This is a genomic window from Paenibacillus sp. N3/727, from assembly GCF_022637315.1.
Classification (GTDB): domain Bacteria; phylum Bacillota; class Bacilli; order Paenibacillales; family Paenibacillaceae; genus Paenibacillus_AQ; species Paenibacillus_AQ uliginis.
Genome location: NZ_CP093336.1, coordinates 336,122 through 362,443, shown reverse-complemented (window position 1 = coordinate 362,443; position 26,322 = coordinate 336,122). Strand labels below are relative to the sequence as shown.

The 26,322-nt window shown below is 43.2% G+C and carries 23 protein-coding genes; 2 read left to right on the top strand and 21 right to left on the bottom strand.

Features of this window, described 5'->3' with window-relative positions:
• Positions 1–6 precede the first annotated feature (6 nt).
• The 4 genes from MNQ98_RS01705 to MNQ98_RS01690 form a co-directional block, all read right to left on the bottom strand.
• Positions 7–924 carry an ABC transporter ATP-binding protein gene (locus tag MNQ98_RS01705; RefSeq protein WP_208920867.1) on the bottom strand — a complete coding sequence of 306 codons (918 nt, stop codon included), beginning with the start codon at positions 922–924 and terminating at the stop codon, positions 7–9.
• Between the two features lie 252 nt (positions 925–1,176).
• Complete coding sequence (locus tag MNQ98_RS01700; RefSeq protein WP_241931623.1) at positions 1,177–3,042, bottom strand: SLC13 family permease; 1,866 nt, start codon at positions 3,040–3,042, stop codon at positions 1,177–1,179.
• 86 nt (positions 3,043–3,128) lie between these two features.
• A complete protein-coding gene (locus tag MNQ98_RS01695) occupies positions 3,129–3,998 on the bottom strand; it encodes a DUF6544 family protein (protein ID WP_241931622.1) in 870 nt (289 codons plus the stop codon).
• The gene (locus MNQ98_RS01690) at positions 3,976–4,431 is read right to left on the bottom strand and encodes a MarR family winged helix-turn-helix transcriptional regulator (protein ID WP_241933816.1); all 456 of its coding nucleotides are present in this window, start codon (positions 4,429–4,431) and stop codon (positions 3,976–3,978) included. Before MNQ98_RS01690 ends, MNQ98_RS01695 begins: the two co-directional genes overlap by 23 nt.
• A gap of 360 nt (positions 4,432–4,791) precedes the next feature.
• Between MNQ98_RS01690 and MNQ98_RS01685 the strand changes: the two genes are divergently transcribed.
• Positions 4,792–5,163, top strand: coding sequence for a carboxymuconolactone decarboxylase family protein (locus MNQ98_RS01685; protein ID WP_241931621.1), 372 nt, complete (start codon positions 4,792–4,794; stop codon positions 5,161–5,163).
• 108 nt (positions 5,164–5,271) lie between these two features.
• On the opposite strand, the gene MNQ98_RS01680 is transcribed toward MNQ98_RS01685, so the two are convergent.
• The 6 genes from MNQ98_RS01680 to MNQ98_RS01655 all read right to left on the bottom strand — a co-directional run bounded on the left by MNQ98_RS01680 (position 5,272) and on the right by MNQ98_RS01655 (position 11,527).
• Positions 5,272–6,264: an SPFH domain-containing protein gene (locus tag MNQ98_RS01680; RefSeq protein WP_241931620.1), complete on the bottom strand. Its 993-nt coding sequence runs from the start codon at positions 6,262–6,264 to the stop codon at positions 5,272–5,274.
• A gap of 20 nt (positions 6,265–6,284) precedes the next feature.
• Complete coding sequence (locus tag MNQ98_RS01675) at positions 6,285–7,067, bottom strand: TPM domain-containing protein (RefSeq protein WP_241931619.1); 783 nt, start codon at positions 7,065–7,067, stop codon at positions 6,285–6,287.
• A complete protein-coding gene (locus MNQ98_RS01670; RefSeq protein WP_241931618.1) occupies positions 7,067–8,101 on the bottom strand; it encodes a TFIIB-type zinc ribbon-containing protein in 1,035 nt (344 codons plus the stop codon). The genes MNQ98_RS01675 and MNQ98_RS01670 overlap by 1 nt, the downstream gene beginning before the upstream one ends.
• A gap of 28 nt (positions 8,102–8,129) precedes the next feature.
• Positions 8,130–8,825 carry a PspA/IM30 family protein gene (locus MNQ98_RS01665; RefSeq protein ID WP_241931617.1) on the bottom strand — a complete coding sequence of 232 codons (696 nt, stop codon included), beginning with the start codon at positions 8,823–8,825 and terminating at the stop codon, positions 8,130–8,132.
• A gap of 224 nt (positions 8,826–9,049) precedes the next feature.
• Positions 9,050–9,238 carry a hypothetical protein gene (locus MNQ98_RS01660; protein WP_241931616.1) on the bottom strand — a complete coding sequence of 63 codons (189 nt, stop codon included), beginning with the start codon at positions 9,236–9,238 and terminating at the stop codon, positions 9,050–9,052.
• A gap of 204 nt (positions 9,239–9,442) precedes the next feature.
• On the bottom strand, positions 9,443–11,527 hold the full coding sequence (locus MNQ98_RS01655) for a methyl-accepting chemotaxis protein (protein WP_241931615.1): 2,085 nt from the start codon (positions 11,525–11,527) through the stop codon (positions 9,443–9,445).
• A 218-nt stretch (positions 11,528–11,745) separates the two neighbouring features.
• Here MNQ98_RS01655 and MNQ98_RS01650 point away from each other — a divergent pair, with 218 nt between their 5' ends.
• A complete protein-coding gene (locus MNQ98_RS01650) occupies positions 11,746–13,368 on the top strand; it encodes an amidase family protein (RefSeq protein WP_241931614.1) in 1,623 nt (540 codons plus the stop codon).
• Positions 13,369–13,796: 428 nt separating this feature from the next.
• On the opposite strand, the gene MNQ98_RS01645 is transcribed toward MNQ98_RS01650, so the two are convergent.
• The 11 genes from MNQ98_RS01645 to MNQ98_RS01595 form a co-directional block, all read right to left on the bottom strand.
• Positions 13,797–15,602 (bottom strand): ABC transporter ATP-binding protein, encoded by a 1,806-nt coding sequence (locus MNQ98_RS01645; protein ID WP_241931613.1) that lies wholly within the window; start codon positions 15,600–15,602, stop codon positions 13,797–13,799.
• 22 nt (positions 15,603–15,624) lie between these two features.
• Positions 15,625–16,107: a lasso peptide biosynthesis B2 protein gene (locus MNQ98_RS01640; RefSeq protein WP_241931612.1), complete on the bottom strand. Its 483-nt coding sequence runs from the start codon at positions 16,105–16,107 to the stop codon at positions 15,625–15,627.
• Complete coding sequence (locus MNQ98_RS01635; protein ID WP_241931611.1) at positions 16,107–16,400, bottom strand: lasso peptide biosynthesis PqqD family chaperone; 294 nt, start codon at positions 16,398–16,400, stop codon at positions 16,107–16,109. Before MNQ98_RS01635 ends, MNQ98_RS01640 begins: the two co-directional genes overlap by 1 nt.
• Before the next feature lie 233 nt (positions 16,401–16,633).
• Complete coding sequence (locus MNQ98_RS01630; RefSeq protein WP_241931610.1) at positions 16,634–17,815, bottom strand: nucleotidyltransferase domain-containing protein; 1,182 nt, start codon at positions 17,813–17,815, stop codon at positions 16,634–16,636.
• A 77-nt stretch (positions 17,816–17,892) separates the two neighbouring features.
• Positions 17,893–18,831 carry a GDP-mannose 4,6-dehydratase gene (locus MNQ98_RS01625; RefSeq protein ID WP_241931609.1) on the bottom strand — a complete coding sequence of 313 codons (939 nt, stop codon included), beginning with the start codon at positions 18,829–18,831 and terminating at the stop codon, positions 17,893–17,895.
• A complete protein-coding gene (gmd, locus tag MNQ98_RS01620) occupies positions 18,828–19,814 on the bottom strand; it encodes a GDP-mannose 4,6-dehydratase (RefSeq protein WP_241931608.1) in 987 nt (328 codons plus the stop codon). The genes MNQ98_RS01625 and gmd overlap by 4 nt, the downstream gene beginning before the upstream one ends.
• Before the next feature lie 116 nt (positions 19,815–19,930).
• The gene (locus MNQ98_RS01615; protein WP_241931607.1) at positions 19,931–21,268 is read right to left on the bottom strand and encodes a UDP-glucose dehydrogenase family protein; all 1,338 of its coding nucleotides are present in this window, start codon (positions 21,266–21,268) and stop codon (positions 19,931–19,933) included.
• A gap of 35 nt (positions 21,269–21,303) precedes the next feature.
• The gene (locus MNQ98_RS01610; RefSeq protein WP_241931606.1) at positions 21,304–22,680 is read right to left on the bottom strand and encodes a sugar phosphate nucleotidyltransferase; all 1,377 of its coding nucleotides are present in this window, start codon (positions 22,678–22,680) and stop codon (positions 21,304–21,306) included.
• 1 nt (position 22,681) lies between these two features.
• Positions 22,682–23,821, bottom strand: a complete 1,140-nt coding sequence (locus MNQ98_RS01605; RefSeq protein ID WP_241931605.1) for a glycosyltransferase — start codon at positions 23,819–23,821, stop codon at positions 22,682–22,684.
• Positions 23,821–25,017 (bottom strand): glycosyltransferase family 4 protein, encoded by a 1,197-nt coding sequence (locus MNQ98_RS01600; RefSeq protein ID WP_241931604.1) that lies wholly within the window; start codon positions 25,015–25,017, stop codon positions 23,821–23,823. Before MNQ98_RS01600 ends, MNQ98_RS01605 begins: the two co-directional genes overlap by 1 nt.
• Positions 25,014–26,204, bottom strand: a complete 1,191-nt coding sequence (locus tag MNQ98_RS01595) for a glycosyltransferase family 4 protein (protein ID WP_241931603.1) — start codon at positions 26,202–26,204, stop codon at positions 25,014–25,016. The genes MNQ98_RS01600 and MNQ98_RS01595 overlap by 4 nt, the downstream gene beginning before the upstream one ends.
• Between the last annotated feature and the right edge of the window lie 118 nt (positions 26,205–26,322).

The following is a 26,322-nucleotide window of genomic DNA, read 5'->3' as shown; positions in this document are numbered from 1 at the left end:
TTCCTCCTAGTAAGCTCTTTTGTTATTCAAGGTAGATGGGTTTGTATCCGTCAAACTTCGAAAAGCTTCTTCTAAACTGGCTGATTGTACATCAATATCTGTAATTCCCCAATTGGACTGCATCAGTGTAAATAACAATTCATCGGTCTGATGTGCGTGAAGACGAACTCGCTGCCCGGAACACTCTGCTTTTTCTACACCGGGCAATTGTAGCCATTCATGTTCTTCATGTGCATTCGCTACCCGGAAAGAAATCGTCCGAAGCGCTGCCTGTGCTTTTAACATTTCAGGCGTTCCTTCCGCGACAACTCGACCGCTCGCAATTACCGCAATGTGGTCAGCAACCGCATCCGCTTCCTCCAAATAATGCGTAGTTAAAAGTACCGTACGACCGTCACTTGCCAGTGCTCGGATCGTGTCCCAGAAGCGTCCGCGAGCTTCGACATCCATCCCTACCGTTGGTTCATCGAGCAGGATGAGTTCCGGATTGCCTGCTAAGCTCTGCGCGAAAGCCAATCTTCGGCGCTGTCCTCCTGACAGAGAGGAAGCTCTTCGCTTCGCATCCGCATGAAGACCTGAAATATCAAACAACCGCTCAAGTGACATCGGATTCCGGTAATAACTGCGGAAGAGTTGCAGCACTTCTTTGACCGTGAGCCCATCTGCTGCTTTCACATCCTGCATCAGCGCTCCGACACGTTGGCGTAATTCTTTTGATCCCGCAGGCATTCCTAGCACCTGAACTTCTCCTGACGTCGGTTTCAACATCCCGAGCATCATGGATATGGCTGTTGTCTTGCCTGCACCGTTCGGTCCGAGCAACGCCGATATTCGACCTTGTTCGAAACTGAGATTCATATGATCAACGGCGCGAAAATCGCCGAATTGCTTCATTAGATTTATACATTCAATGGCTTTTGTCATCATTTATCATCCTTTGTTCTTTGTTATGTTTGTGTTCGTTTTTCTTGTTGTCTTCATTGTAGCGAAGGAGCTGTAGCTGCAGTTAGTGTGGGTTGTCAGAAAGTACATATGACAAATGTCAGAAAAGAGAGAATGAACATAAAAACAGCAAGACGCGCTATGATCCCTTCACGTCTCCAGCAACATAAAAAAGGACACCTTTGAGGTGCCCTTCTTCATGGTTGGTGGAGACAATACAAATAGGGTCGATCCCTATTTATAGAATGGGAAAAACAGAGGGAGTACGGCGACCATCACGATTCCTATCATGATTTGAAGCGGAAGCCCCACCTTGAGGTAATGGGTAAATTTGTAGCGGCCGGCCGACATGACAAGTGCGTTCGGCGGCGTAGAGAATGGAGATGCAAAGCACATGCTGGCACCGATCGATACAGCAAACAAGAACGGATAGGGATTAACGCCAAACTGAAGAGCGGTCCCCAGTGCGATCGGTGCTAACAACACCGCACACGCTGTATTGCTAATAAACAGTGTAAGGATCGATGTGATAAAGTAAATGCCTGCAAGCATCACCAATGGTCCATAGTCGCCCAATAAATGGACCATTCCATCAGAAAGCAGCTTTGCGGCCCCCGTTTTTTCGATCGCAATCGACATCGGAATCATCCCCCCTATAAGCACGATACTCTCCCAGTTGACCGTCTTATAGGCATCCTCCATATTGCGCACACAACCGAATACAACCATCAACACCGCCGCGATCATTACCGATGCTACAGCGGGAATAAAGTCTGTGATCAATAGCAGCACCATCAACAGCATAATTCCGGCTGCAATCGGCGCTTTATTGTCCATTGTCACCTTACGTGATTCTTCAATCGGCTGGCCAACTACGACGATATCCGGTTCATTCGCCAGCAAAGCAATGTCCTTCCAGGTTCCCTGAACAAGCATCGCATCACCGAAACGCATCTTCTCATCTTTCAGGTTATGCAGAATATATTGGTCCTTCCTTTGAATGCCCAGAATGTTTACACGATATTTTTCTCTGAAGCCTGACTCCTTGATCAGCCTGTTTATTAGCCGAGAGGTAGGAGTGAGCATCACTTCGGCAATCCCGACATCATTCGTTGCATATTGCACGATGTCTGTCGATTTGTTCTCTAGAATTTGATGATCCAGCATCAGCAAGTCATAATCGTTGGCAAATTCCTCGACACGCTCGATAGGACCGTGGACATACAGAATATCCTCTTCCTGAATGACCGTCTCTGATGTAGCGATTTCTTGGTTAATTGTTTTGAAAAACTGGTTCTTGGCTGAAATTCTCCGTCGAATTTCAATAACATTCAGTTCGTATCGGGCAGGAATTTCGAGTTCTTGCAGCGTCTTGGAAGAGATCGGCGAGTTGGCTCCTACTTGTACTCGATAAAGATTCTGCGTCAACTGGTATTCCCGTGCCAGTTCCTGAAGCGAACGTCCATAGCGACGATTCTCTGCATCTCGATCATTCTTCGGCAGAAATCTGCGCAGAAACAGCATCGACAATAATCCTACCGCTATGCAAACAAGACCAATCGGCGTAAACGTAAAAAAGGATACACCCTCATATCCGGCTGCAAGCAAAACATCCTGAATGACCAGGTTCGGCGGTGTTCCGATCAAGGTCAGCATTCCACCAAGACTGCTTGCAAAGGCCAGCGGCATCAGAAATCTTCCCGGATTGGTCTTTGCGCTTTTCGCCAAACTTACAACGATGGGCATCATCACAGCGATTGTTCCTGTGTTACTGACAAATGCACCAATCAGTGCCGTGACAATCATAATCATCATGAGCAGCCGGGTCTCATTCGTACCTGCCAGCTGCAGCATCTTGTTGCTCAGCAGCTTGGCCAGCCCGGTCTGGAAAATCCCTCCACCCACGATAAACAACCCCACCATCATAATAACAACGGAATTGGAGAAGCCTGATAATGCCTCACTGGGTGTTAGAATTTTGAATAGCATTAATACTATCAATGATCCTATGGCAACCAAATCGGATCGTACTTTCCCAGATATGAACAAAATTGATGCTACAGCTAATACAACTAGGGTAATGATCATCGAGCCATTCACGTACAAAGGCCCCTTTCTAATCTTTATTGACTGACATCCCACCCATTATAATGAGTGCTAGATGGATAAGCAATGAAATCGGATTCTTAATTTGAATCATACTCAACCGTAAAACAATTGCTGTCAAAATATATGAGATCTCCATGATCGTAAGTCCAAACAGCTTGAAGGTGAGTTGGCTGTTTGATTTCTCCAATCATCTTGTAGTCTTTAAATTCAACCGACCATCTCACTTGCTGAATTGCCCCATCGGCAGATATGACGGATCTATCTTCTGTTGTAAAGGAAAGTAGTTCCCCATTCTCATTGAAAGTGAAGATCCCGCTTGCCAATAAGTCGTTATATGATATAGTCGCCTTTGCATGGGTATCATCCACTGCCTCCCAAGTAATATAAGGCTGTAAGACAGCATTGGGCATGATTAAAGATTCCGAAAGAAATGTCACTAGACAAGCTTTATTCATTTCCTCACCTCTTTGATTAAACAGTGTAATTACTTTAGCCAAAACTCCTTTCATGCTGCCATCACCATCCGTATACGAATCAAACCCCTCAAATGGTATTCCATACATAGTAGTGTCAATATAGGCAAATCTTATAGGCTCTCGAACAAAGTTATACTGAGTGTAATCTATTTTTAAAGCTGGTTTATCTGGCGACATGATAAAATCAACTTTTTTAAATGCTGCTTTCATGTAGGACATTTTAGGAGTGCCGATGTATCCACTATATTCAAAATATTTACGGACAGGATGCGGCAATTCTTTAACGTCATCTAACGTAAAAACATCATTTACAGCTTTAGAATTACTGATATGTTCTGTGACTACTTGATTAAATGCTGTTTTGGTCTTGGAATAGGGTACATTAAAAAATACAATGATTCCAACGACTATAACTGCAATGATCGCAACGATCATCCACATTATTTTTTTAGCCCCTTTCCTCTTCATCATGAGCATTCTCCATTCTAATCACGTTATCAGCTAACTTACGGACTCCTTCATATAATCCATCCGTCAAATTTTCATCAAATGCATCAAACAATGCATCCATAAATTGAGCCTCTTTTTCTCCTCTACTTTGGAAATAAGCTATACATTTAGGCGTAAGGTGAATTCTAAAGATTCTTGCGTCATGATCATCTTTCATTAGTGAAACAAAGCCCTGCCTCTCAAGAATAAGGGCCATTTTCTTAACATTTTGTCTGGAGTTCCCAATCATCTCGGCCACCTCGCTTATGGTCGGAGATGATCGCCCAAACTTTGAAATAACGGCGATCAGCAACCATTGCTTTAGCGTCACATTCTCATCTAATTTGTCGCCAAGAACCTGTAATCGGTTTGCCAAAGTGAGAATACCACCAAAGATGTAAGCTTTTTTCTCCATTTCAGTCAAAATAAAATACCTCCGATCCTAAAAATGGTAACTAGTTACTAATATTATATGTAACCAGTTACCCTTTTATCAAGAGCGAATACTAGTGAGTGCTTCCAAGACCTAACTGTCACTAAAAAGGATTCTACGGGTGACAACTAGAAATAACCTAAATGCATTTGTAATCAGGAGGATACTTTCTTTAGTGCAATCATTTGACATTAAACGGGTTCATCTTCTCTTTCTATACTTGTCCTCTATTCCAGATGAAGATTGATCCAAAACCGAGGTCAGAACCATTACCCCTAACACCCCGCACAACATACGTGAAGGTCATATCTTCACCATGCCATGTTTATTTTGAAAGGCACTGTGCGAATCTGCAAGATCAGTGAGCAAGGAAGAGAGCTTGCTCCAAAAGCCGCTCAATCGTTCTTAGCGTTTGAGAATGAGGTATACCATGAGTTGAACACAATACCCTTAAAAACCAAAGAACTTATTGCCCTGGCTGTCGCCCATGTGACTGGATGCCCCTATTGTATAGATACACACGTCAAAAAATTCAAGGCACTGGGTGGAACACGGGAAGAGGCCTTTGAAGCGGTACTGGTTGCAACATCCACTCGTGCTGGAGCCATTTTAAGTCACGCCACTCATGCATTGGCATCATTTGACGATAGTCCGAATACCCAAGATGGTGGTGGGGAGACTGATTCTCGAGACACACCAAGTTGTTTTTGCTAATATGGATAAATTCCAGTAAAAATTAAAAAAGCGACCTTACGAGGTCGCTTCTTTGCTTATATTGGTGGGGTGAAGCGTAGTTTTTCTTCATTACGCCGACTGTCCGGGTTAGTTCAGTTTCTGACCACAATTCGGGCAGAAGTTAGCCCCTTCGTTTTTCGCACCGCAGTTAGGGCAGAAGTTGGGCTTTTTATTGCCTTCAGGAGTAGAGGAAGCAACTGATGCAGGTTGCTGGGGTTCAACCGGAGGCTTTTGATTTTGGTTCATATTTTTCATCATTTCATTCGCCATGTTCATCCCCATCATCATGCCTGCCATATCCGAAGCAGCGCCGCCGCCTTGTACTTTGCCGGATGCAATACCGTCCGTCATGCTAACCTGTTGATACTTTTGCAGATTACCGATCATTTCATGGGAAGCTGTCTTCGTAATCATATCTTGAATCTCTTTAGGATAATTGAAGCTCATCACTTGAAAGCCGGTAATCGTCATTCCGTTGTCCATCACTTCCATATCCAGATCTTCACGGATGCCTTTCGCAATATCTACAGCATTCGCCTGCAGATTAAACATGTCTTTCCCTTCTCTGCTGATCCACTTCATTAACAACTGATCCAAAATGGAAGTAATGCGGATTTTAACATCCTCAACAAGATAACTGTCTTTCATTCCGGCAATCTTATCGATAAACGTAACGTAATCGTTCACTTTAAAATTAAACGTACCGTTAGCGCGAATAGGCATACCGCCCGGAAGCTGAGGAGTCGGGATCAGAACCGGATTCTGTGTCCCCCATCTCACGGTGAACTCCTTCGTGTTGACGAATAAAACTTCCACCCGCATCCCGCTGTTAAAGCCAAATTTAAATCCTTTTAACGTAGATAGGAATGGGATGATGTCCGAATCAATGCTATATTCCCCTTCATCCTCGAAAATCCCTTCGATCTTGCCGTTATTTACGAAGATCGCATCTTGACCGGCGCGAATAACTAACTTACTTCCTTTTTTAATCTCCCGATTGTTCCACTTCCAAAAGATCATATCGTCCCTAAACTCTTCCCATTCCACGACATTCGCAAATTGGTTTCTGAAGAACCCCATATTTTCATCCATCCCTTCCGTTAAAATGATCCTCTACTTCCGCTATGCGAATGACCGCCTGAGGTGGTCCCTCCTCCGCCGCCTGAGCTGGAATCACTCTTCTCAATCTTCCGTCTCGTTGTGCTTGTATGAAGGTACGAGTCCTCATAATCCATAAGTCCTGAACTACTGCTATCCTCGTATGTCCGCGAGTTTACCGTAATGCGGCCGCCGGAACGACGAACCATCAATGTAACGATAATCCCCCCGATGACCACCGAAATGCCCAATTGAACCCAAATATTTAATAATATATTGTCCGGGTTCACCTCTGGATCGAATCCCATATATCTGTGTGCAGTTTCGATATATTTTTGAAATGCAAGCTTATAATCACCGTTCTTTAAATCCGGGGTGATCTTGTTACGTATCTTATCAAGTCTCTCGTCATCCAAGTACTCCTCTGCTTTATAAAATCCGGCCAAATAAAACTCTTTGTGAGTCATATCCATCATCAAAATGACCGTATTACCATGAGTCTTATCATAACCAGGTCCATTGTAATCGTAAAAATCTTGCGTCATAGCCATAACGTCGTAAGCTTCTGGGCTGTTGATCGTAACAATCATGATGTCCGTTTCTCTCTCGGCTCCGTATTCATTAGCCATAACGTTCAGCTCATCATACTCTTCCTGATTGAGCAGCCCCGCTTCATCATATATTAATGGCTTCAATTCCGCTGCGGCCACAGTGGATTCCAAAGGGACGGCCAGCAAAACTGCGAAGAAAAACAAGGCTATAGGGATCACTCTCAACCTTCTCATCAGAACTCACCCCCAAGGATCAAAAAGGCCACCAGCTGCAATGCAAGAAAAATGATGCCGGAAATACCTGCAAACCATGCGGTCACTTTCGCCTTGCTAATCGGAGGCTTGCCAACCACCTTGCCCGTCTGACCGTTCATGGCAAAGGTATATTCCGATTTATTGTATTTATAGAGTACCACCCAAACGGGAAGCAAAACATAGTCAGCACGCTCTATTTCCGTATCAATTTGGACATCGGAATAGCTCACGCCGTCATATTCGTCCACCGTAGAATCAATATAAGAATCAATATATTTGTATATTTTTTCTTTAGCCCGCGGTAAAAGCTCCTCATCGTCATAGCTGTATTTCTCAGCAATGTAACCGGCAAGATACGGAGTTTTAAAGTCTTCTAGTCGATCATAAGGAAAAGGCTCTAATTTATCCATCAGATCATCATTCATTTTTTCCGCAGCATCAATCGGTACCTTTACATAATCCAGACAGATTTTTCGGTATATTTCATAATAATCCGTTTCTGTATACTCGTAGTCGCCGCTTGTGTAGCTACTTACTTTCGTACCACGGCCATGAACCTCTACATCATTATGTAAATCATATAGCCAGAAAGGAACATATAACCCCGTTATTCCCTTGATTCGATCCGCTGACATAAACCCCCTTGGTGTCAAAATGCCTTTTCTGCACCATTTCCGGAAGGCTTTCATCGCTTGTTCCTTACTAATTGAAAAAGGGATGATCTTCGCTGGAGCCAGTTTCCCGGTCAGTCGATCGCCGAGAACAACGGCTGAACCGCAAAAGCTGCAGCTCGTTGCACTCGTCTCCGCATCGGTCATAATGACAGCTCCGCAGCTATTGCAATGATACTCCCTGGCCTTATCCTCTTCTGAAAAAACATTTTTCGTCAAAGGATCAGAAATCTTCTCGATATTGTCTTTTCTTCCGCAGCTGTGACAGGATAACATCCCTGTTTCAACGTCAAAAACCATGCCACTGCCGCAGTTTGGACATTTGTATTCGATAACTGGCATCTGCTCACCTCAATAACAAAAGAAATGGTTATTCCTGCTTTTTCATTTTTGCTTTGATTGCAGCCAACTCATCTTCGGCATTTATAGTCGTATTCGTATCCGTGCTCGTCTTCTTCTCCAATTCCGCGATCAGATCGTCCAGATCGTCTTCCTTCGCTCCTGCTCTAAGTTCAGCCAGGGCCATCGCTTCATCTAAAGCGTGGTTCGCTTTCTCTTCCATCGCGTTAAAAGCAGCGTTCGCACCGCCCAAGGAGGAGCCGCTTGAATTCATTTGTTGTTGCGCCTTAGCAGCGGCCATCTTCCCTTTCAGCTCCGTACGCCGCGCTTCCAGCTGTCCCATGTCCGACACAAGCTTATCCTGCATTTGTTTCATACTCGCTGCGTTAGAAGAAGCCAGATCGTAAGCCGTTTGTAATTCATTCAACTTCTCGGCCTGCGTCGCCTTTCTTTCCAGGAACTTCAGGGCACCCTCTTCATTGCCGGCTTCCACTGCCTTCTCGGAGTAATTTTGCAGCTTTTTGATCTCGGCTTTGCATTCATCCAATGCTCTTTTCGCCCTTCTCTCATCCGCTAACACCGTAGCCGTTTCCGCTTTAGCTTTGCCCAGGTCGCTGTTCAAATTCCGCATGTAATCATCAATTGTCTTCTCCGGATCTTCTGTCCTATCCACTAAAACGTTAACATTGACTTTCATAATATCCCTAAATCTCGACAAGATTCCCAAAATGAGCTCCCCCTCGAAAAGATTATATCCCATCTTATAATACATTAGATCCAGGAAAAAGGTTTCATTTCCCGAATTTTGTTGTATGGGGAATCTAAAATGATAATAGAAAACCAGTATAATTATTTGAACGCAAAAATACCGTCAAAAGCGTCACAGAAGGCGCAACTGACGGTACTTACATACACATGATCATGAAATAGTTCATTATTCTGAATGACTATTTATTTACGGCGGTGCTTCGTCATTCGGTTATACATTACAAGCGCGGCAATCATCATGGCAATAAAACCAACATTACTTGCTGACTCAGGCGACATTCCAAACATGCCGCAAAGGTTTGTAAACAAGCTGTTCGTAAGCAACGCGACCGCAATCAGCATCACCGGACGCAACGCGTTATATCTTCTCATCCCTGCAACACTCCTGATCCAGTTCTCACAATGAATCCAGAACTTTCGATATAATAGACTATTAGATGCCATTATATCATGAATAGGGATGCGTTTACATTTTACTACTGAAACAATATTAGCAATCCAGCCCGGAGAAGTCTATGCTTTCCCGGGCTGGTTTGTTTTGTTCTGAAGAGTACCCTCCTCAATGAGGGGCGTAAATCACTCGTTATTTATGGTGAATTTCTTAATATTGTCCTCTAGATCGTTGGAAAGTCCCTTGAGCTGATCCAGATAACCTGCCACGTCATCAATCGTAGCCAGCTGCTCCTCAGCTGCCGCGGACACGTCTTGGGTAATAGCAGCATTTTCTTCAGTAATCGCTGAGATATTGGTGAAGACGTCCGTGAGTTCATGCCGCTTTTCAACCATCACCTGGATATGGCCATCAACTTCGCTCGTCTTGTCCATTTGGCTGTCTACGGAGACCATGATATCGTTAAAGATCGATTCGGTTTCCCGGACCGCCGTTTCCTGGTCCATAAACAGCTCGCGTGATGTGCCGATGGCCTGAACAGCTGCTCCCACCTGGCTGTTTACATTTGAAATAATGTGGCTGATATTATTCGCAGCGGAAGTTGATTGCTCTGCGAGCTTGCGAATCTCGGCAGCTACAACGGAGAATCCGCGACCATGTTCACCTGCTCTTGAAGCCTCAATGGACGCATTTAGGGCCAGCAGATTCGTCTGTCTTGAAATTTCAAGAATAGTGACAAGTATGCTACTGATTTCACCAGCGCTTTCACTCACATGATTAATAGCTTGTGCTGTTTCCTGTGAAGATTGCAGTGTACTGTTAAATCTCCCTACCAACTCCTGCACAATGACTATGCCGCGTTGATTCAGTTCACCTGTGCGACGAGCAATATCCAGTATTTCCTGAGTGGATGCCGTGACCTGATCGATCGCTCCGCCGAGTTCTTCGACTTTTTCGGAGCCCTCCATAACAGTATTCGCCTCATCGCTTGAAGCGGTGGAAAGCTGAATGATTGACTCGGTAATTTGCGAGGAAGCCTTTTGAGTCTGATCCATACTGTCTTTAAGGTTGACCGCCGATTGAGAGACGATATGCCCCGAACTAGAAATCCCACCGATCATTTTCTGGATATCCTGTTTCATGGTGTTAATAGCCCGAACCATGGTACCTACTTCACTTCGTTTGTTCAACATAGATTGCGGAATATCGGTGGCCAGATTACCACTGCCAATTTGCTGAACATACTGTACAGCAGCATTTATCGGCTTCGTAATCGCGCCGGATAAAAACAAGGAAGCCCCGATGGCGATAACAGCGATAATAGCCATGACGAGGACAATAATGTTCTGGATCGCCTTGATTGATTCCTCTATTTCACTTTTGTCCATTATTGAGATATATTTCCATTGGGTTTCCGGTGAAACGTAAACGCTAGCGGTGTAGTTCTTCTTATTCATGGTGATTTCAAAATTTTTATCCACCATCTTGTCGATGTCAGCAAATTCCTTCACATCCAGATCCTTTAGCGTTTTAAAATTAGTTTCCGGATTCTTAGGATTTGCGAGGATCGTGCCGGTTTGGTCTGCCAGGATGACATAGCCGGCTTTACCGATTTTAATGTCATTGATGGTCTTCGTCAGCGATTCCAAGCTTACGTCTACACCTTGGACACCTACGATGTTACCTGCTTTATCCTTAATGGTAACGGAAGAGCTCACGATCGGAACATTACCGGTAAAGGAAGCGTAAGCACCCGTTCGCATGACTTTGTCGGGATTCTCAACTGCCTGGGTGTACCACGGTCTGGGTCTCGGGTCAAATTTATCGGTGGAAGTGCCTTGTGGCCATTGTATGTATCCCCCATCCTTTGTTCCCAAATAGAGATAGGCCACATTTGGATGCGTCTTGGAATAATTCAAGAAGAAGTTATAAATCTGTGATTCCATACCTGCCTTTTCTGATGGAGTCATTTGAATAGTTCCGTCTTCTCCTACTGCATTCACATAGGAGGTGATGGAACTGTCGATCTTTTGGATGACGGGCTGCTTGGCAAAGTATTCAACCGATTCATTCACGGTATTAAAGTACAGGTTCATAGCGCCGCTAACTTGCTTGATTTCCTTTCGGGTAGCTTCATAGAAGTTCTCCTCCATGTCGTGCTTAACTCTCTGATTTATCGCGAAGCCCAGCGATAATGTCGATAGCAATACCAAGATGACCATCGTCACCAGTAGTTGAAGCTTCAGATTCCACTGCAGTTTCTTTCTCAAGTTGTCTCTCCTCCATTTTTTAAACATTGAAGTATTGTCTTTACATACTATCGGCAAAAGATCAGTTTTTGTTAAATATTGTCGAATTTATTGCCGAATAAATGAGCCTTTTGTCGGATTCTATTCATTTTTTTGGGAGGAGGTACGATAACTATTAAGGGGGAGAAAAACAAAATGAGCATTATGAACTATTAAAAAGACATCAGGAGGTAAGACACGTGAGTAAAAAAATTTTAAATTTCAAAACTTTACTAGCTATTTTGCTAGTTGCTGCGATTTTTCCGTGGAATCATGCAAATGCCGAAATAGCGAAAAATACGTTTGATCCGTTTGAGAAAAGCATCGATGAAGTCGCAAATGCTTTGAGCTCAAAGCAAATTACATCGGAAGAACTGGTGGAATACTATCTGAAACGTATTGAGGCCTTTGATAAACAAGGCCCTGCTATAAATTCCATTATTACGATTAACAACCAAGCTCTTGAAACAGCCAAGGCACTTGATACCGAGCGCAAATCTAAAGGACCAAGAGGCAAGCTTCATGGCATTCCATTTGTCGTAAAAGATAATTTTGACGTTGTTGGCATGCCAACAACAGCCGGATCTGTAGCGCTGAAGGATGCCTATCCTACTAAAAATTCATTCACCGTACAGAAACTTATTGATGCCGGAGCCATTGTCACTGCCAAAACAAACATGTCCGAGCTCGCCGCTTCCTACGGCAGACTGGGCTATAGCTCCATGGGCGGTTTGACGCTCAACCCTTACAACCTGAACCGTGATGCTTCCGGTTCCAGCAGTGGTAGTGCTGCAGCTGTAGCGGCTAACTTTGCCGTATTCGGACTTGGAACGGATACTTCCGGTTCCGTTAGAGGTCCAGCCAATGTTACCGGCCTAGTAGGTATCAGACCGACTCTAGGATTGACCAGTCGCAGTGGTGTTGTCCCTTCCTCGCTTTCTTTGGACGTAACAGGTCCATTGGCGCGCAGCGTCACGGACGCAAGCTCAGTACTCACTGCAATGGCTGGAACAGATAAAGAAGATAAAGCGACGAAATTTGCGAAGCATCATGTTCAAGACTACGCCAAAGCGCTGGACGTTTCTTCGCTGAAGCATGCTCGTATCGGCGTGGCAACTGATTTCTTTGGTGACAATGCTGAAGTAGATGCTATCACGAATCAAGCTATTGCGAAAATGAAAAGCATGGGAACGGCTGTCGTGCCTGTAACATTCTCCGAGCAAACCAAATACCTCTGGACTCCAATTCTTGGACCGATTGGGGATGCGGAATTCAAAAGACAGTTTGAAAAATATTTGAGCACGCTTCCTTTCGGCGCACCCAAAACACTGCAGAAAGTGATCGACATCAGTGGGTCTCCTGAAGTATTGAACTCAGCGACGCCTGTTAACCCGGCGCGTCTGGAAGGCTTGAAGACAGCATTGGCACAAGCTGATACCCTGTATTCCAAAGAGTACAAGAACATCATTAATAAAGAAATTCCAGTAACTCGTGAAGAAATCACAAAAATAATGAAGGACAACAAGCTGGACGCTCTTGTTTTCCCTACAATGTCCTGCCCTGCTTCAAACCGCTTTGACAAAGAGGATCCTACCTTTGTCTGCACAGCATATGATACCTATACAGCAAGCTACGTGGCATCAACTACAGGCTTCCCTGAAGTAACCGTACCTGCGGGAACAGCGGAAGCGGGAGTACCGGTGGGCATCTCATTCTTGGGAACAGCATACAGTGAGCAAAAGCTGCTTGACCTTGCTTATTCCTTTGAGCAAGCTACCAAAGCCAGAACAGTTCCTGTAAATACACCGAAATTGGCACAATAACTGCATTACAGCATCTGCAAACGGTCCTTCTCTCCCTTTAATTATGTAGGCTGATGAAACTGAATAGAAAAGGTTACAGGTCAGCTATGAAACCGCTCCGCTAAATGCGGAGCGGTTTTTTCACACGATTTGGATTTGATCGAAGATCCGTCCTTCAGAAAAACAAATGGTAGTTGCCCTTGAACTGTTGGGCTTTCAATTTTCACAATGTTTGGGATATTTGTTGGAGGGGTAAGGAGATGGTCATCCTGATGGAAGACCAGAGGGTGGTTTCTTCCTTTGGAGACCAGGAGGCGGTCCACCGTCTTGGGATCCAAAATGGGGTTTTAATACTTTTATGCATGAAAAAGCAGCCGCCCCCATAATGAAGGGGCGGCTGCCTTTTACTCTTAACTTCTATTATTGCAGATGCATATCCTGACGGCTGCTTACATCTGAGCACCCGTCTGATAATTGAGCAGCTGTCTGAAGGTGCCTTTGTTCTCCTGCGACAGCTGCTGATAGCCGCCTTGCTGTATAACCTCACCCTGTTCCATGACGATTACCTGATCCGCATTGCGGATCGTAGACAGCCGATGAGCGATGACGATAATAGTCATGCTTCCTTTCAGAAGCTCCAGCGCATTTTGAATCAGTCGTTCATTCTCGCTGTCCAGTGCGCTTGTCGCCTCATCCAATACAAGAATGGCAGGACGCTTCAAGATCGCTCTTGCAAGCACAATCCGCTGCCGTTCTCCTCCGGACAGGCGAATTCCACGGTCACCGATTACGGTATCCAGACCTTGCGGAAGTTTACGCACAAATTCATCGGAGGCTGAGAACTTCAAAGCTTCCCACAACTCAGCATCATTAGCGGAAGGAGCGACCAGCTTCAGATTATCCCGAATACTCTCATTAAAGAGAAAGGGATCCTGTGACACATATCCGATTGCGCTGCGCAGTGACAGAAGCTGCTGCTCATTTCGAAGTGACACTCCGTCAATCATTACCTGTCCATTCTCCGGTTGAATCAGTCCCATCAACATATCGATGAGTGTGCTTTTGCCTGCACCGGATTTGCCAACGATTGCCGTCATACGATTGGCGGGAATACGTACATTAATGTCCCTTAAGGCAAATACTGGCGTACTGGAATCGTACCGGTAGCCTACATCTCGGCATTCAATTCCCTTATGCATACGAAACGGGTTGGGTTCAGATCTAGAGGCCGATTCTCCGAGCTCCTTGTCCGCCTCGTATTCCATTTGCAGCTTACGCATGGCTTGAAAGGCAGGAAAATTGGATGCAAGCTGCTCCGTATTCGATTGAATACTAATAAACCTTGGCCATAAACGCGAGAAAATAAGGACAATTATAATCAATTGCTCAGCCGGTGTCTTGAGAACCTCAAGCGCCAGATAGACGAAGCCGGCAATCAGCACAACGGATGATAGGCGATAAATAAGCTGGGACAGCGAATTAACCCTTCCGAATTGAATAAAGTTATCTTCCATTTTTCGAGATAAGTTGCTGAACCAGTTCATATGGGACTGCTCTAGTCGGTTACTTTTGATATCCTTAATGCCGTTGAAATGTTCACTGATCCCTGCAAAATAATATTTAGACAGTTCTGTTGTCTGTTCACCAATACGCTTCGACTTTCTGATAAACTTACGCCCGAACAGAGCCAGCAGCCCGCCGCTGAGCAGGACGACCATAGTTAACATAGGAGACAACCATAGTGCAAGGCCAATCTGTATCATCGTAAATAAAAAGGAAGAAATCATTTGTAAGAATAGAAAGATGCCCTGATTTACACGCCCAAGCTCATTAGACATCACATGGTTGAAATCCGACCTGCGCTTACGAAGGAAAAACTCCCATTTAGCCTGTATTAATCCCTGATACGTCTCAATCCGAAGCGTACGGATAAAGCTCTGCAGTATTTTCGAATTCAATAACATCTGACTTCGCTGGAGAAGCGCCTGCCCTCCCACAATGACGACATATAAAGCCAGCACAATCGGCAAATTCAGTTCAAATGACCATGATTTGATGAGGTCAAGCAGAGAAGAGATTAGCGGGATTCCATCCATATTGGTTTGAAATACGCCTATAATGCTGAGGAGAGGAACGATTAAATAGATGCCAATGCCATCCAATAAACTGATGAACAAAGTCATAAACATATTTATGTATAGTTTAACCCCTGCGACTCGACGGAGCTTACGAAAAAAATAGAATAGATCCTTCAATATAAAAAACTCCTTATGCGGACTACTGCTTCATGGGCGCTAACGCTTCCGCCTGTATACCATTTCCGAATATCCCTACGACGGCATACCTTTCGTGTCCTTCTTTACCTGTTAAAATGTAAGAACCACTGCGGAGCCAAGCGTGAGCAGCCATCTGCCCTTTGTCATCCCGGCCGCTTCCCAGATAAAGTGTGCTCGGAATCCCTCTTCGTTCAAGCATCTTCATCGCTGCAACGGCTTTGACCAAACACTGGCTCTCCCACCACGTTACACGACTCATCGTATGGACAGCCTTTGAAATTTTACGCAGCAGTAAGAGGTCCTGCTCCGTATACCCTGTATAAGGTGTCTCCTTCATATGTTCCCCCAAGGAAGGAGCTACTTTAGTGAAAGGGAGCAGCTTAAGCACTCTCCCCCACGCCAGATAAAAGTAAGCTTCTACGAACATCCGCTTCATATCTGAAGGATAAGACATAAATCTGCGTACTTTCTTATAGAAACGCATTACTGCTTTCTCACCTGCACGAGTCCCTCAGCTGTAAGCTGCTTCAGGAATATTTGTACTTGCTGCTCGCACATCTCAGGTTCAATCTCATACTCGGACACTAATTGCTCAACCATGCCAGCGATGGTAACAGGAGAAGAAACAAGCTCCCAGATCCGTCCACCGATCTGACCGAGATTATAATACTTGCCATTTTCGATGCTCAGCATCACCTTTTCGCCATCCATATCACTTACCAGGAAACCTTCGGATTGTACGATAAGATCATCAGCCGTGATTAATTCAGCGCTCATGGATAGGAACCTCCTCTAATGATACATTTTGTATCAATTATAGCAAACATAGATCCGTTTTGTATACATGAATGTTGAGAAGTTATGAGATAAGGGGATGTAGTTCGTAATGGAGAAATGAAGAATAAAAGCAAGGGGTTAGAATAAATTGTGGGCATTAAATCTAATACAATAATAATTGAAGAGGAGACTATTTTTTTATTAGTTCTCCCCTTTGTCACTCTTAAAAAACCTCATCCCTTTAATACTGACTCTCTTTTCAAATACCTACAGAGCCACAGGAAAGGCCTGAGAGGGAAATAGAGAAAATGAAGCGACTTAGGCAACGGCAACAATAAAGCATCCCGTGAACTGGGATGAAACTTGTTTAAGAGATAAGCTAATTTTTGTTTTCCTGACATCAATGAAAAAAGATAGCGATTATAATGCCAAGCTACACTTTTTTCCGGTACCGGATTTAATTTAACAATTCTTTTAATATAATAGAGTGCCTTCCCTGCTAGTCGATGCGATTTAGAACTGATCGTTAAGCATTCTAAATCATGAGGAATCTTAGTTGAAAACAGAAGCGATAATAGGATGAAAGCCTGCCCTACGTACTGCTGCCCTCCATATTGATCAAAGTATATCTTCATATTTTCACTGTTTATTCTAGGCAGTAATCTTTCAATATCAATTAACCAACGTAACCTGAACCAGCCATGCCTGGCACCATGGTCAGCAAGATAATAGAGTAAATCCTCGTTCCCTAAGTAGTGAAATGTTTGATTGGACAGTATCACATCATGTTTACGTTCCCACAGTTGATCGAAAGAAAACGACTTGCTGAAATGAGGGTTTAATCGCCAATGAATTTCAACTTGTGTACAATTTTCTATATGTTCGAAGGAAAGATGATGACTTTTTTTCTTCCAATTGCCTAATGTATGCTCATCCTCCAACTTATAACCGAGCTGTACCAGTATTTTTTCAGCTTTCTCCACGTCGTCAGCATCAACTAGTATATCCAGATCTTTGGATGTCCTGTGCGCCAAATCTCCATAAAGCTGTGTAGCAAGAATAGGACCTTTCAACAAAAGGTTGCGTATCCCACTGCTGGTGAATGCTTCGCAAATATGACTCATTTCCCTGCTAAGATGCAGCATCTTCATTGTATTGTTATGATATTGGAGATGAAGGGATTCCATAACGTTAGCAGGAATTAATGAAGTGCTAAGTCCTTTCAATTTCAAATATACAAGAGGATACACACGATGATGTAAAACAAGCCTCATAAACAATTTCCAGTCCAAATCCTCTGTGTGTTGCTGAATGATCATCTCATCCTGAGAATCGTCACGTAAAATAAACAGTAAAAAAGATAGTTCTTTTGATACATCGCTCAGGTCCAACTCAATTGTATTTTCTAATATCAATGCACCCAGCCCCTAATAACGCAGTATGAATCGAGATTACAATAGAAGAAACTTTAAAAAGTCTACGTGCTCGCCAATTATAAGTTATGATCCTTCCAATAAATATAGATATCCTTCAAGCTATTTTCTAATGTGATTGAGGGGGCCCACCCGGTCGTTTCAGTCAACTTATGATTAGAACCATAATATTCAGGTACGTTATTTGGCCTTAATTTATCTTTATTCACAATAACTTCAATTTGTTTGGAAGAAAAAGATAACAACAGCGTAAGGATGTCTTGAATTGAAACACACTTACCAGAACATACATTGTAAACTTCTCCCGCTTTACCTTTTTCAAAAAGCAAGCGGTATGCCTCTACTATATCTCTTACATCTGTAAAATCTCGTTTACTGCTTAAGTCTCCTACAGAGATTACTGGTTCAACTTTGCCCAACTCTATATTAATCAACTGATTGGCAAAATCACTTGTTACGAAACCAAGTGCTTGACCTGGACCTATATGATTAAAGGCTCTGGCGTGAATAATATTCATTTCATGAAAACTACAGTATGAGAGTACTAATTTACTTAACGTAAGTTTTGATAAACCATAAGGATTACCGGGATTAGTATCCGCATCCTCCATTATTGGTAGATCTTTAACCAACCCATATTCTTCAGAAGAACCTATGGATACAATCCTTACCGTTTTTTTTATTGTAGAGTCCTTTATAGCTTCAAAAAGTCCAATCGCATCCATGACATTAGATTGAAAAGTTTCATTAATATGCGACCAAGAATACTGGACTGAGCTTTGACCAGATAGATGAAAAATAACATCAGGTTTTACGTCTTCCATAGCTTTAGTTATCGTATCCTTATGGGAGAAATCAATATTAATGATATTCACCCCGTTAATAATGAAGGGGGGGGTCACACGTGATGTGCCCCATACTTCATAACCATGATCAATTAAGTTTTGTGCTAGATACTTGCCAACAAAACCACTAACTCCAGTAATTAAAGCTTTCATTGGTGTACCATTAAATTATTTTTATTAGAGATTTTCTGCAAATCATTATCAACCATCATTTTAACCATTTGCTCAAATCCAACCTCCAACTCCCACCCAAGCTTCTCTTTCGCTTTTGAGCAATCACCTAACAATAAATCCACTTCAGCTGGACGAACAAACTTTTCATCAATAACAACATAATCTCTCCAGTTCAGGCCTACATGACTAAACGCGATTGCCACTAGCTCCTCTACCGTATGTATTTCTCCAGTAGAAATAACAAAATCCTCGGCCTTGTCTTGCTGCAGCATGAGCCACATTGCCTTTACATAATCACCTGCATATCCCCAATCACGTTTGGCATCAAGATTACCTAGTCTTAATTCTGTTTGGAGTCCCAATTTAATTCTTGCAACAGCATCTGTTACTTTTCTGGTGACAAATTCTACACCCCTACGAGGGGACTCATGGTTAAACAGGATACCCGAACAAGCAAACATATCAAAACTTTCTCTGTAATTAACAGTAATCCAATGACCGTATACCTTGGCTACACCGTAAGGGCTGCGTGGATAAAATGGTGTTGTCTCCTTTTGAGGTGTTTCCACCACTTTACCAAACATTTCACTACTGGATGCTTGATAGTATCTTGCATCTGGTTTAACATAACGTACAGCTTCAAGCATATTTGTTACACCAATCGCTGTTGATTGTCCCGTCAGTACCGGCTGGGTCCATGAAGTGCCTACGAAAGATTGGGCTGCCAGATTATAAACCTCATCCGGATTCGAAATGCGAACCGCATTAATTAATGAACCTTGATCCATTAAATCACCATCAATAAATTCAATTTCATTTTTAATATGTTCAATATTCTCCATAATTGGTGTACTAGTTCTTCTACGAAGTCCATAGACCTTATAGCCCTTCTCTAATAATAATTCCGCCAAATAGGAACCGTCCTGTCCAGTTATTCCAGTAATGAGTGCATTTTTAGTCATGATAAATCTTCCCCTTACTTAAAATTTTTAATTTTCTTGGTGTTGCCTAAGTTTTTCATTTGTAATTAACTAAGCAACAGCTTCGCAGCCGATAGATTTTCATCCAATGATTTGTGCTACAAGACAAGGGATGGAGCCTTTTCTTTGATACCATTATTCATACTGGGCCTACCAACCGAATAATAAATAAGCTGGGTGTTAGCCAGCTGCTCTTCAGTGTATATGTTCCTTCCATCAATCAGATAAGGTGACTTCAACCAGTCTGCAATGTCAGTTAACGAGATACGCTCAAATTCCTTCCATTCCGTTAAAATACATAGTGCATCCGCCTGCCAAGCGGCTTCCTTCGCTCCCTCACAGTAGATAATCTCTTTAAAAGCTGAATTCTTTTTGAAATTGTCAGATGCGATGGGGTCATAAGCTTTAATCCTTGCTCCCCGCTCCTGCAAAGCAGCAATAATTTCGAATGCTGGAGAATCGCGAACGTCATCTGTCTCGGGCTTGAACGCAAGGCCCCAGATTCCGATCGTGGCTTCGGATAAATCACCCAATAGTGATTCAAGCTTACGAACCACATTAAAGCGTTGATCACGATTAACTTCAACAACTGACTTCAGAAGTTTGAACTCATAATCCATCTGCCCTGCTATTTGAATGAGGGCTTGCGTATCCTTAGGGAAGCAGGAACCTCCGTATCCGATACCTGCCTTCAAAAAAGAAGAGCCAATGCGTTTGTCGTAACCCATTCCAGCGGCTACTTTCGTCACATCGGCTCCAACTTTCTCACATATATTCGCAATTTCATTTATAAATGATATCTTCGTTGCCAGAAAAGCATTCGAAGCGTATTTAATCATCTCAGCGCTGCGAATATCAGTTACGATGATATCCGAGGTCAACGTCTCATGTAGATCTATTAGTTGTTTCATAGCTCTTTCGCTGTCGGTACCAATAATTATTCGATCAGGATTCAACGTATCATGAACTGCTGTTCCTTCTCGTAAAAATTCCGGTACAGACGCGATATCAAACGGTTCATTCGTATACTGTGAAATCATTTCTCTGATTTTCTCGTTCGTGCCTACAGGAACAGTACTTTTTGTTACGATAATTTTGTAACCATTCATTGCTTGCCCTATCTCTTTGGCAGCCTGCTCAATGTAACTCAGATTAGCATGACCATTTGGCAAAGATGGCGTTCCCACTGCAATAATTACAATATCCGAACTCTTGACCGATTCATTTAGGTCTGTTGTAAAACTTAGCTTGCCTGCTTCTTTGTTAGTAACGATCAATTGTTGAAGCTCTGGTTCGTATATTGGCACCTCTCCACGATTGAGTTGGTCGATCTTCTGTTCGATTTTATCAACGCATATGACTTCATTACCAAGTTCTGAAAAACATACGCCAGACACTAGCCCGACATAGCCGGTTCCAATTACAGTTAGCTTCATCTCTTATCACTCCAATTGAGTAATGAAAACCCATTTTACACTGAAACAATATTAATGATCTCTTCCCACTTTATGGCCAGTCTCACAATATCGTCTTCAATCAACTCACTGCCAGTTTGAACCTCTATTATTTCTATTTCTGTTATAGCCCGTAAACTATGCTTGGCTTCTATTGGAATGACAATTACATCGCCTTCTTTAATTTTACGGATATCATCATTTAATATCATTTCGCCTTGCCCAGACACCACAGTCCATACTTCACTACGTAACATATGATATTGATAACTTAAATTTTGTCCTTCAAGTATACATATACGCTTGGTTAATACTTCGTGGCCATTCGGATATTTAATATAATCTAGTACACGGTAGCGCCCCCAACGCCGCTCTTCATGCATAGGGCGCTGATCTCCAAATTGGATCACTTCTTTAATTCGCATACTGGCGTTCTTCTCTGATACAAGGATCCCATCCGGGCTAGCCGCAACGATTAAATTTGGAGCACCTATTACGGTTATTGGAATATCCAGCTCATTAATAACATGTGTATTGGAGGAATCCTCGGTCAATGTGCCCCTACCAATTAACGGGTTATTGATTTCCTCTGTCAACACATTCCACGTACCTAAATCCTTCCACACCCCTTTATACGGCATTACAACAATATTCTTTGCTTTTTCTACCACCGCATAATCAAAACTTGTCTTTTCCATTCGTTTGTACTGAAGAAGCAATTCATCATATTGAATGGGAAGCGACTGCTCTAGAAGATAATTTATGAGATATCCAAGGCGAAAAGCAAACACGCCACAATTCCAAAGTGCAGATTGTTCCATCAGCCGAAGAGCATGTTGTTCTTCAGGCTTCTCTACGAAATGGCTAACCTTAAAAAATTCCACCCCATTGTCTAAATTCGATGCGGAATGCGGTACGATGTAGCCAAATTTCGAAGAGGGATGATCCGGTGAAACACCCATTAATCCGAGATCAGCTTCTGTTTCAAGCATTAGTGTTTCTAGTTCCTTCACTTTCTCGAAAAAGTGACCTTCAACAAATGGATCTACTGGAAGTACAATGACCACATCATTGAGACTGACACCTTTAACGGAGTATAGATAACCGGCTGATAATGCAATAGCAGGAAAGGTATCTCTACGTTCAGGTTCAACGATAATCTCCAATTCATGCCCGAGCTGGTTTTGAAGCAGTTCTACTTGCGATCTCCCGGTTGCGACAACGGCGGACTGCTGTAAATTCATTTTGCCGAGCTGACCCCACACCCTTTGGACCATCGATTCCCGCTGTCCTGCCAAGTCGCTCAGTATTTTGAGAAACTGTTTGGAACGCGTCTCATTAGACAGCGGCCATAATCGGTTCCCGCTGCCTCCCGACAATAGAACAATGTGCATACTAATAGCTCCCTTTCGGCTCTGTAATAGTGGCATTGATCTCTCTTGTTCCCAACGAACCATCAATGATCGACTGTAGCCGTTCTATAAATATGTGCTCACTGAATTTCTCTGCATGCTGCCGTATAAAATCGGGGTCCCAATCATATTGATCGAACCGTTTGATTATCGTCATCAATGAGTTTACCGACTGTTCCTCGAAAAATAACCCTGTCTGCTCGGCTACAACCGTGTCTAAGGCTCCGCCCCCATAGTACGCGATGATCGGTCTGCCGCATGCATTGACTTCAAGAGGTGTTATGCCAAAATCCTCAATGCCGGGAAATATTAGTGCCTTGCAAAGCTGCATGTAGCGGACAACGTCCTCGTCACTTCTCCTCCCAAGAAAAGTGACAGTATCGCCAGCAAGTTGCTCAAGTCTTTGCCGATCTGGTCCGTCTCCAATTACGATTAGACGCTTTCCGCTCTGTGTACAGGCCTCTATCGCCAAGTCGATTTTTTTGTACGATACCAATCTGGAGACAACAAGAAAATAATCCTCTTGATCGCCTTCATTGACGCTAAACCGGCTAATCTCTACGGGAGGAAATATGATCGGAGCATTCACTTCATAACAATGTTTTATCCGTTCCTTCACGATGGTGGAAATTGCAATCACACGATCAACGCGTTTAGAGTTATTCTTATCCCATATCTTTAAGGGATAGATCAAACATTTCGCAATCAGCTTCACAAAATTAGGCACTTGAATACTTTCCATATACGTTTCAAAATCCCAGACAAAGCGCATTGGTGTATAACAGTAACAAATATGAATGCTTTGTTGACCCTTCCGCACACCTTTCGCATAAGCACTACTGGAACTAAGAACAAGGTCATAGTTCTTCACGTTTATTGATCGTACTGCGAGTGGATAAAGCCAGAAATAAAGCTTGAATTTGTTCAGTATTCCCGGTATTCGTTGCATCCAAGTCGTATGGATAACCGCGCCCTTTAATTCGGGAAGTAGTTTATTGCGATCGACAATTGTTGTGTAGATCGGCGCCTCGGGAAACATTTTGTGTAGTACAGCCACCACCCGTTCCGCCCCCCCCATTTGATTGAGGTAATCATGCACAATGGCTACTTTCAAATCCCGCATTATACCAGCTCCCTTGCATGCTGTTGTTCCACCAGTTTCAATCCTGGTGTAGACAATAGCTGTTGATAAATCAGTTCAATTTTTTGCGATGTCTGCTTAATAGAGAAATGATCTCTCACACGCTCTTGCCCATTATGGCTAAGCGTTAACCACACTCTTTTATCCTTTAGCACCTGTCGGATACAGTGTGTAAGCTTCTCAATATTTCCAGTCTCATACATTAGCCCACTCTCACCATTTTGGATAATCTCAGGCACACCACCTCCATGGGTGCCGACAACAGGCATCCCTTGCGACATTGCTTCAATAATTACTCGCCCGAATGGTTCATTCTCCGAACATAATAAAAGGAGATCTGCTGCACAGCAGATCTCCAATACATCTTCTCTAAATCCCGTAAACACAACTTTATCTTCGAGTTTTAATGTTCTAACTCTGGCCTTTAAATTTTCGAGATAACGTTCATTTTCTTGTCTAAACTTAGCCTCTCCAACTATCCATAGAACCGCACTCGGTTCTTCAATTGCAAACCTTGAAAATGCTTCAATTGCATCTTCCTGTCTCTTCCACGGGGCGATCTGGCCAATGATTGCTAATACTTGCGCATTCTGTGGTGTTTTGAACCCCGATCGGATTCTTTCTCTTATTTCCTGTTTCACTATAGTGTTAAAGTTAATCAACTCTACACCGTTATGTACGAGATGGCACCGTCCTTCTAAGGAAGGATGATCCACGCTTTGAATAACTGATTCAGAAATACCAATAAGGGCCTGCGTAGTTCGAACGGCTAACTTTTGAATTAGCTTTCCAATGAGTCCCTTAGGCGGCATGTCACGCAAATGCCATACGACTGGCAGCCGATGATACCACCTGAATAACCCTGCCATAATCCCCGCCCGAATCGAATTGGCATGAATAAGATCTATCCTGCTTCGCTTCATAAACAGAGCCAGCCTCCAGCCCGCCCAAAGCATTCCAAATACGTATATAACAAGTAGGAACGGATTTCTGGTTATCCTTGCACGAAAACTCGGTATAGCGACGACCTCAAGCCCTTGACTGCGCGCTCTCTGCAGAAGTTCTCCCTCTGGTGCAAACAATATTGGATGCGCTTTTGTTAAATGCTTGGCTGTCAGGAGCAAGCTGATCTCGGCCCCACTCACGGTACTCGTGTGATTATAGAAGGCAATTCTCATTTTCTAAGTACCTTTCTTTTATCAATTTCTTCCGTAAACAATTCGGTAACAGCCCCTGCCACCCTATTCCATGTATACCGTTTCAATACATGTTCTCTGCATGTTTCCCGAGTTGGTAGATATGAATTTTTATTTAGAACGTCAATAATCTTCTGGCTCATAGATTCAGATGTTCCGTCTTTAAACAGCAAATCATCCGATAATTGTTGTAGGATTTCTTTCGTCCCCCCATATGGAGTTCCTAAAACTGGAGTTCCACATGCTAGAGACTCTACCGTAATAAGGCCAAATCCCTCTAAGGTGAGTGTCGGAACAACACTGATATCCGCAGCCTGATAGTATTGAACAAGCTCCTCATTTGAAATTCTACCAAGCAATTTAACATTAGAAGAGAGTCCAAGCTGATGGATTAGCGCTTCATATTCTGCACGCATGGGTCCATCTCCGCCGATAAACAATTGGGTATCAGGATGCTGACGGACAACATCAACCATGGCATGAATCAAACGGTCAATCCCCATCCTTCGGACCAGCCTTCTTATGCAGAAAAGCAAAGGTTGATTAGGGCAGATACCCAATTGTGTCCTCAATTGCTCACGATTTGGATGAGGTCGGAATCGTTCATGATCCACCGCTCCAGGAATGATATGTACGTCCCGCTCCCCTACACCATAGTTTTCCACCAACATATTCCTAAAGTATTCACTCAAAACAATAAAGCTATCGGAGCGCCGATAGCTTAACTGTTCAACTTGCTTTTTTAGCCAATACCTCGCCTCTATTATTGCTCCACTCTGTTTCTTCTCCTCGACCTTTGATTCCAACGCCCATGGTCCTTGAAAATGAGTAACAATTGGGACATGAGATGGGATTCTACTCCTTGTTACCATAGCTGAATATAGCGCAAAGTGCGGATTATACACATCGGGCTGAAAACTGCCCAATGCTTGAAAGGAACGCTTTCGAACTGATCTCATGCGAGAGAGAAGATAATTATTTGATGCTTCTTCTGTTGTATTTATGATATTAAGATCCGTCTTTAACCTTGCTCCCTGGGGAGCTACAACGAAGCCAAGCTCAGCATGACCATATTCTTTCATAGCTCTCATATAATCCGCAAAATATCGGTTTAATCCGCCATGCTGAATATCAATCCAACCCATTCCAGTTGTAAGTATATTCATCATAATCTCTCTTTTCTCTCAGTAAATTTAACTTATTAGCATTTCTGATATATAGAGTGTGTAATATGCAACTTCTAAATAGAGTAATATTGCGTACCCTGACAGTATAAACTGCTTTTAT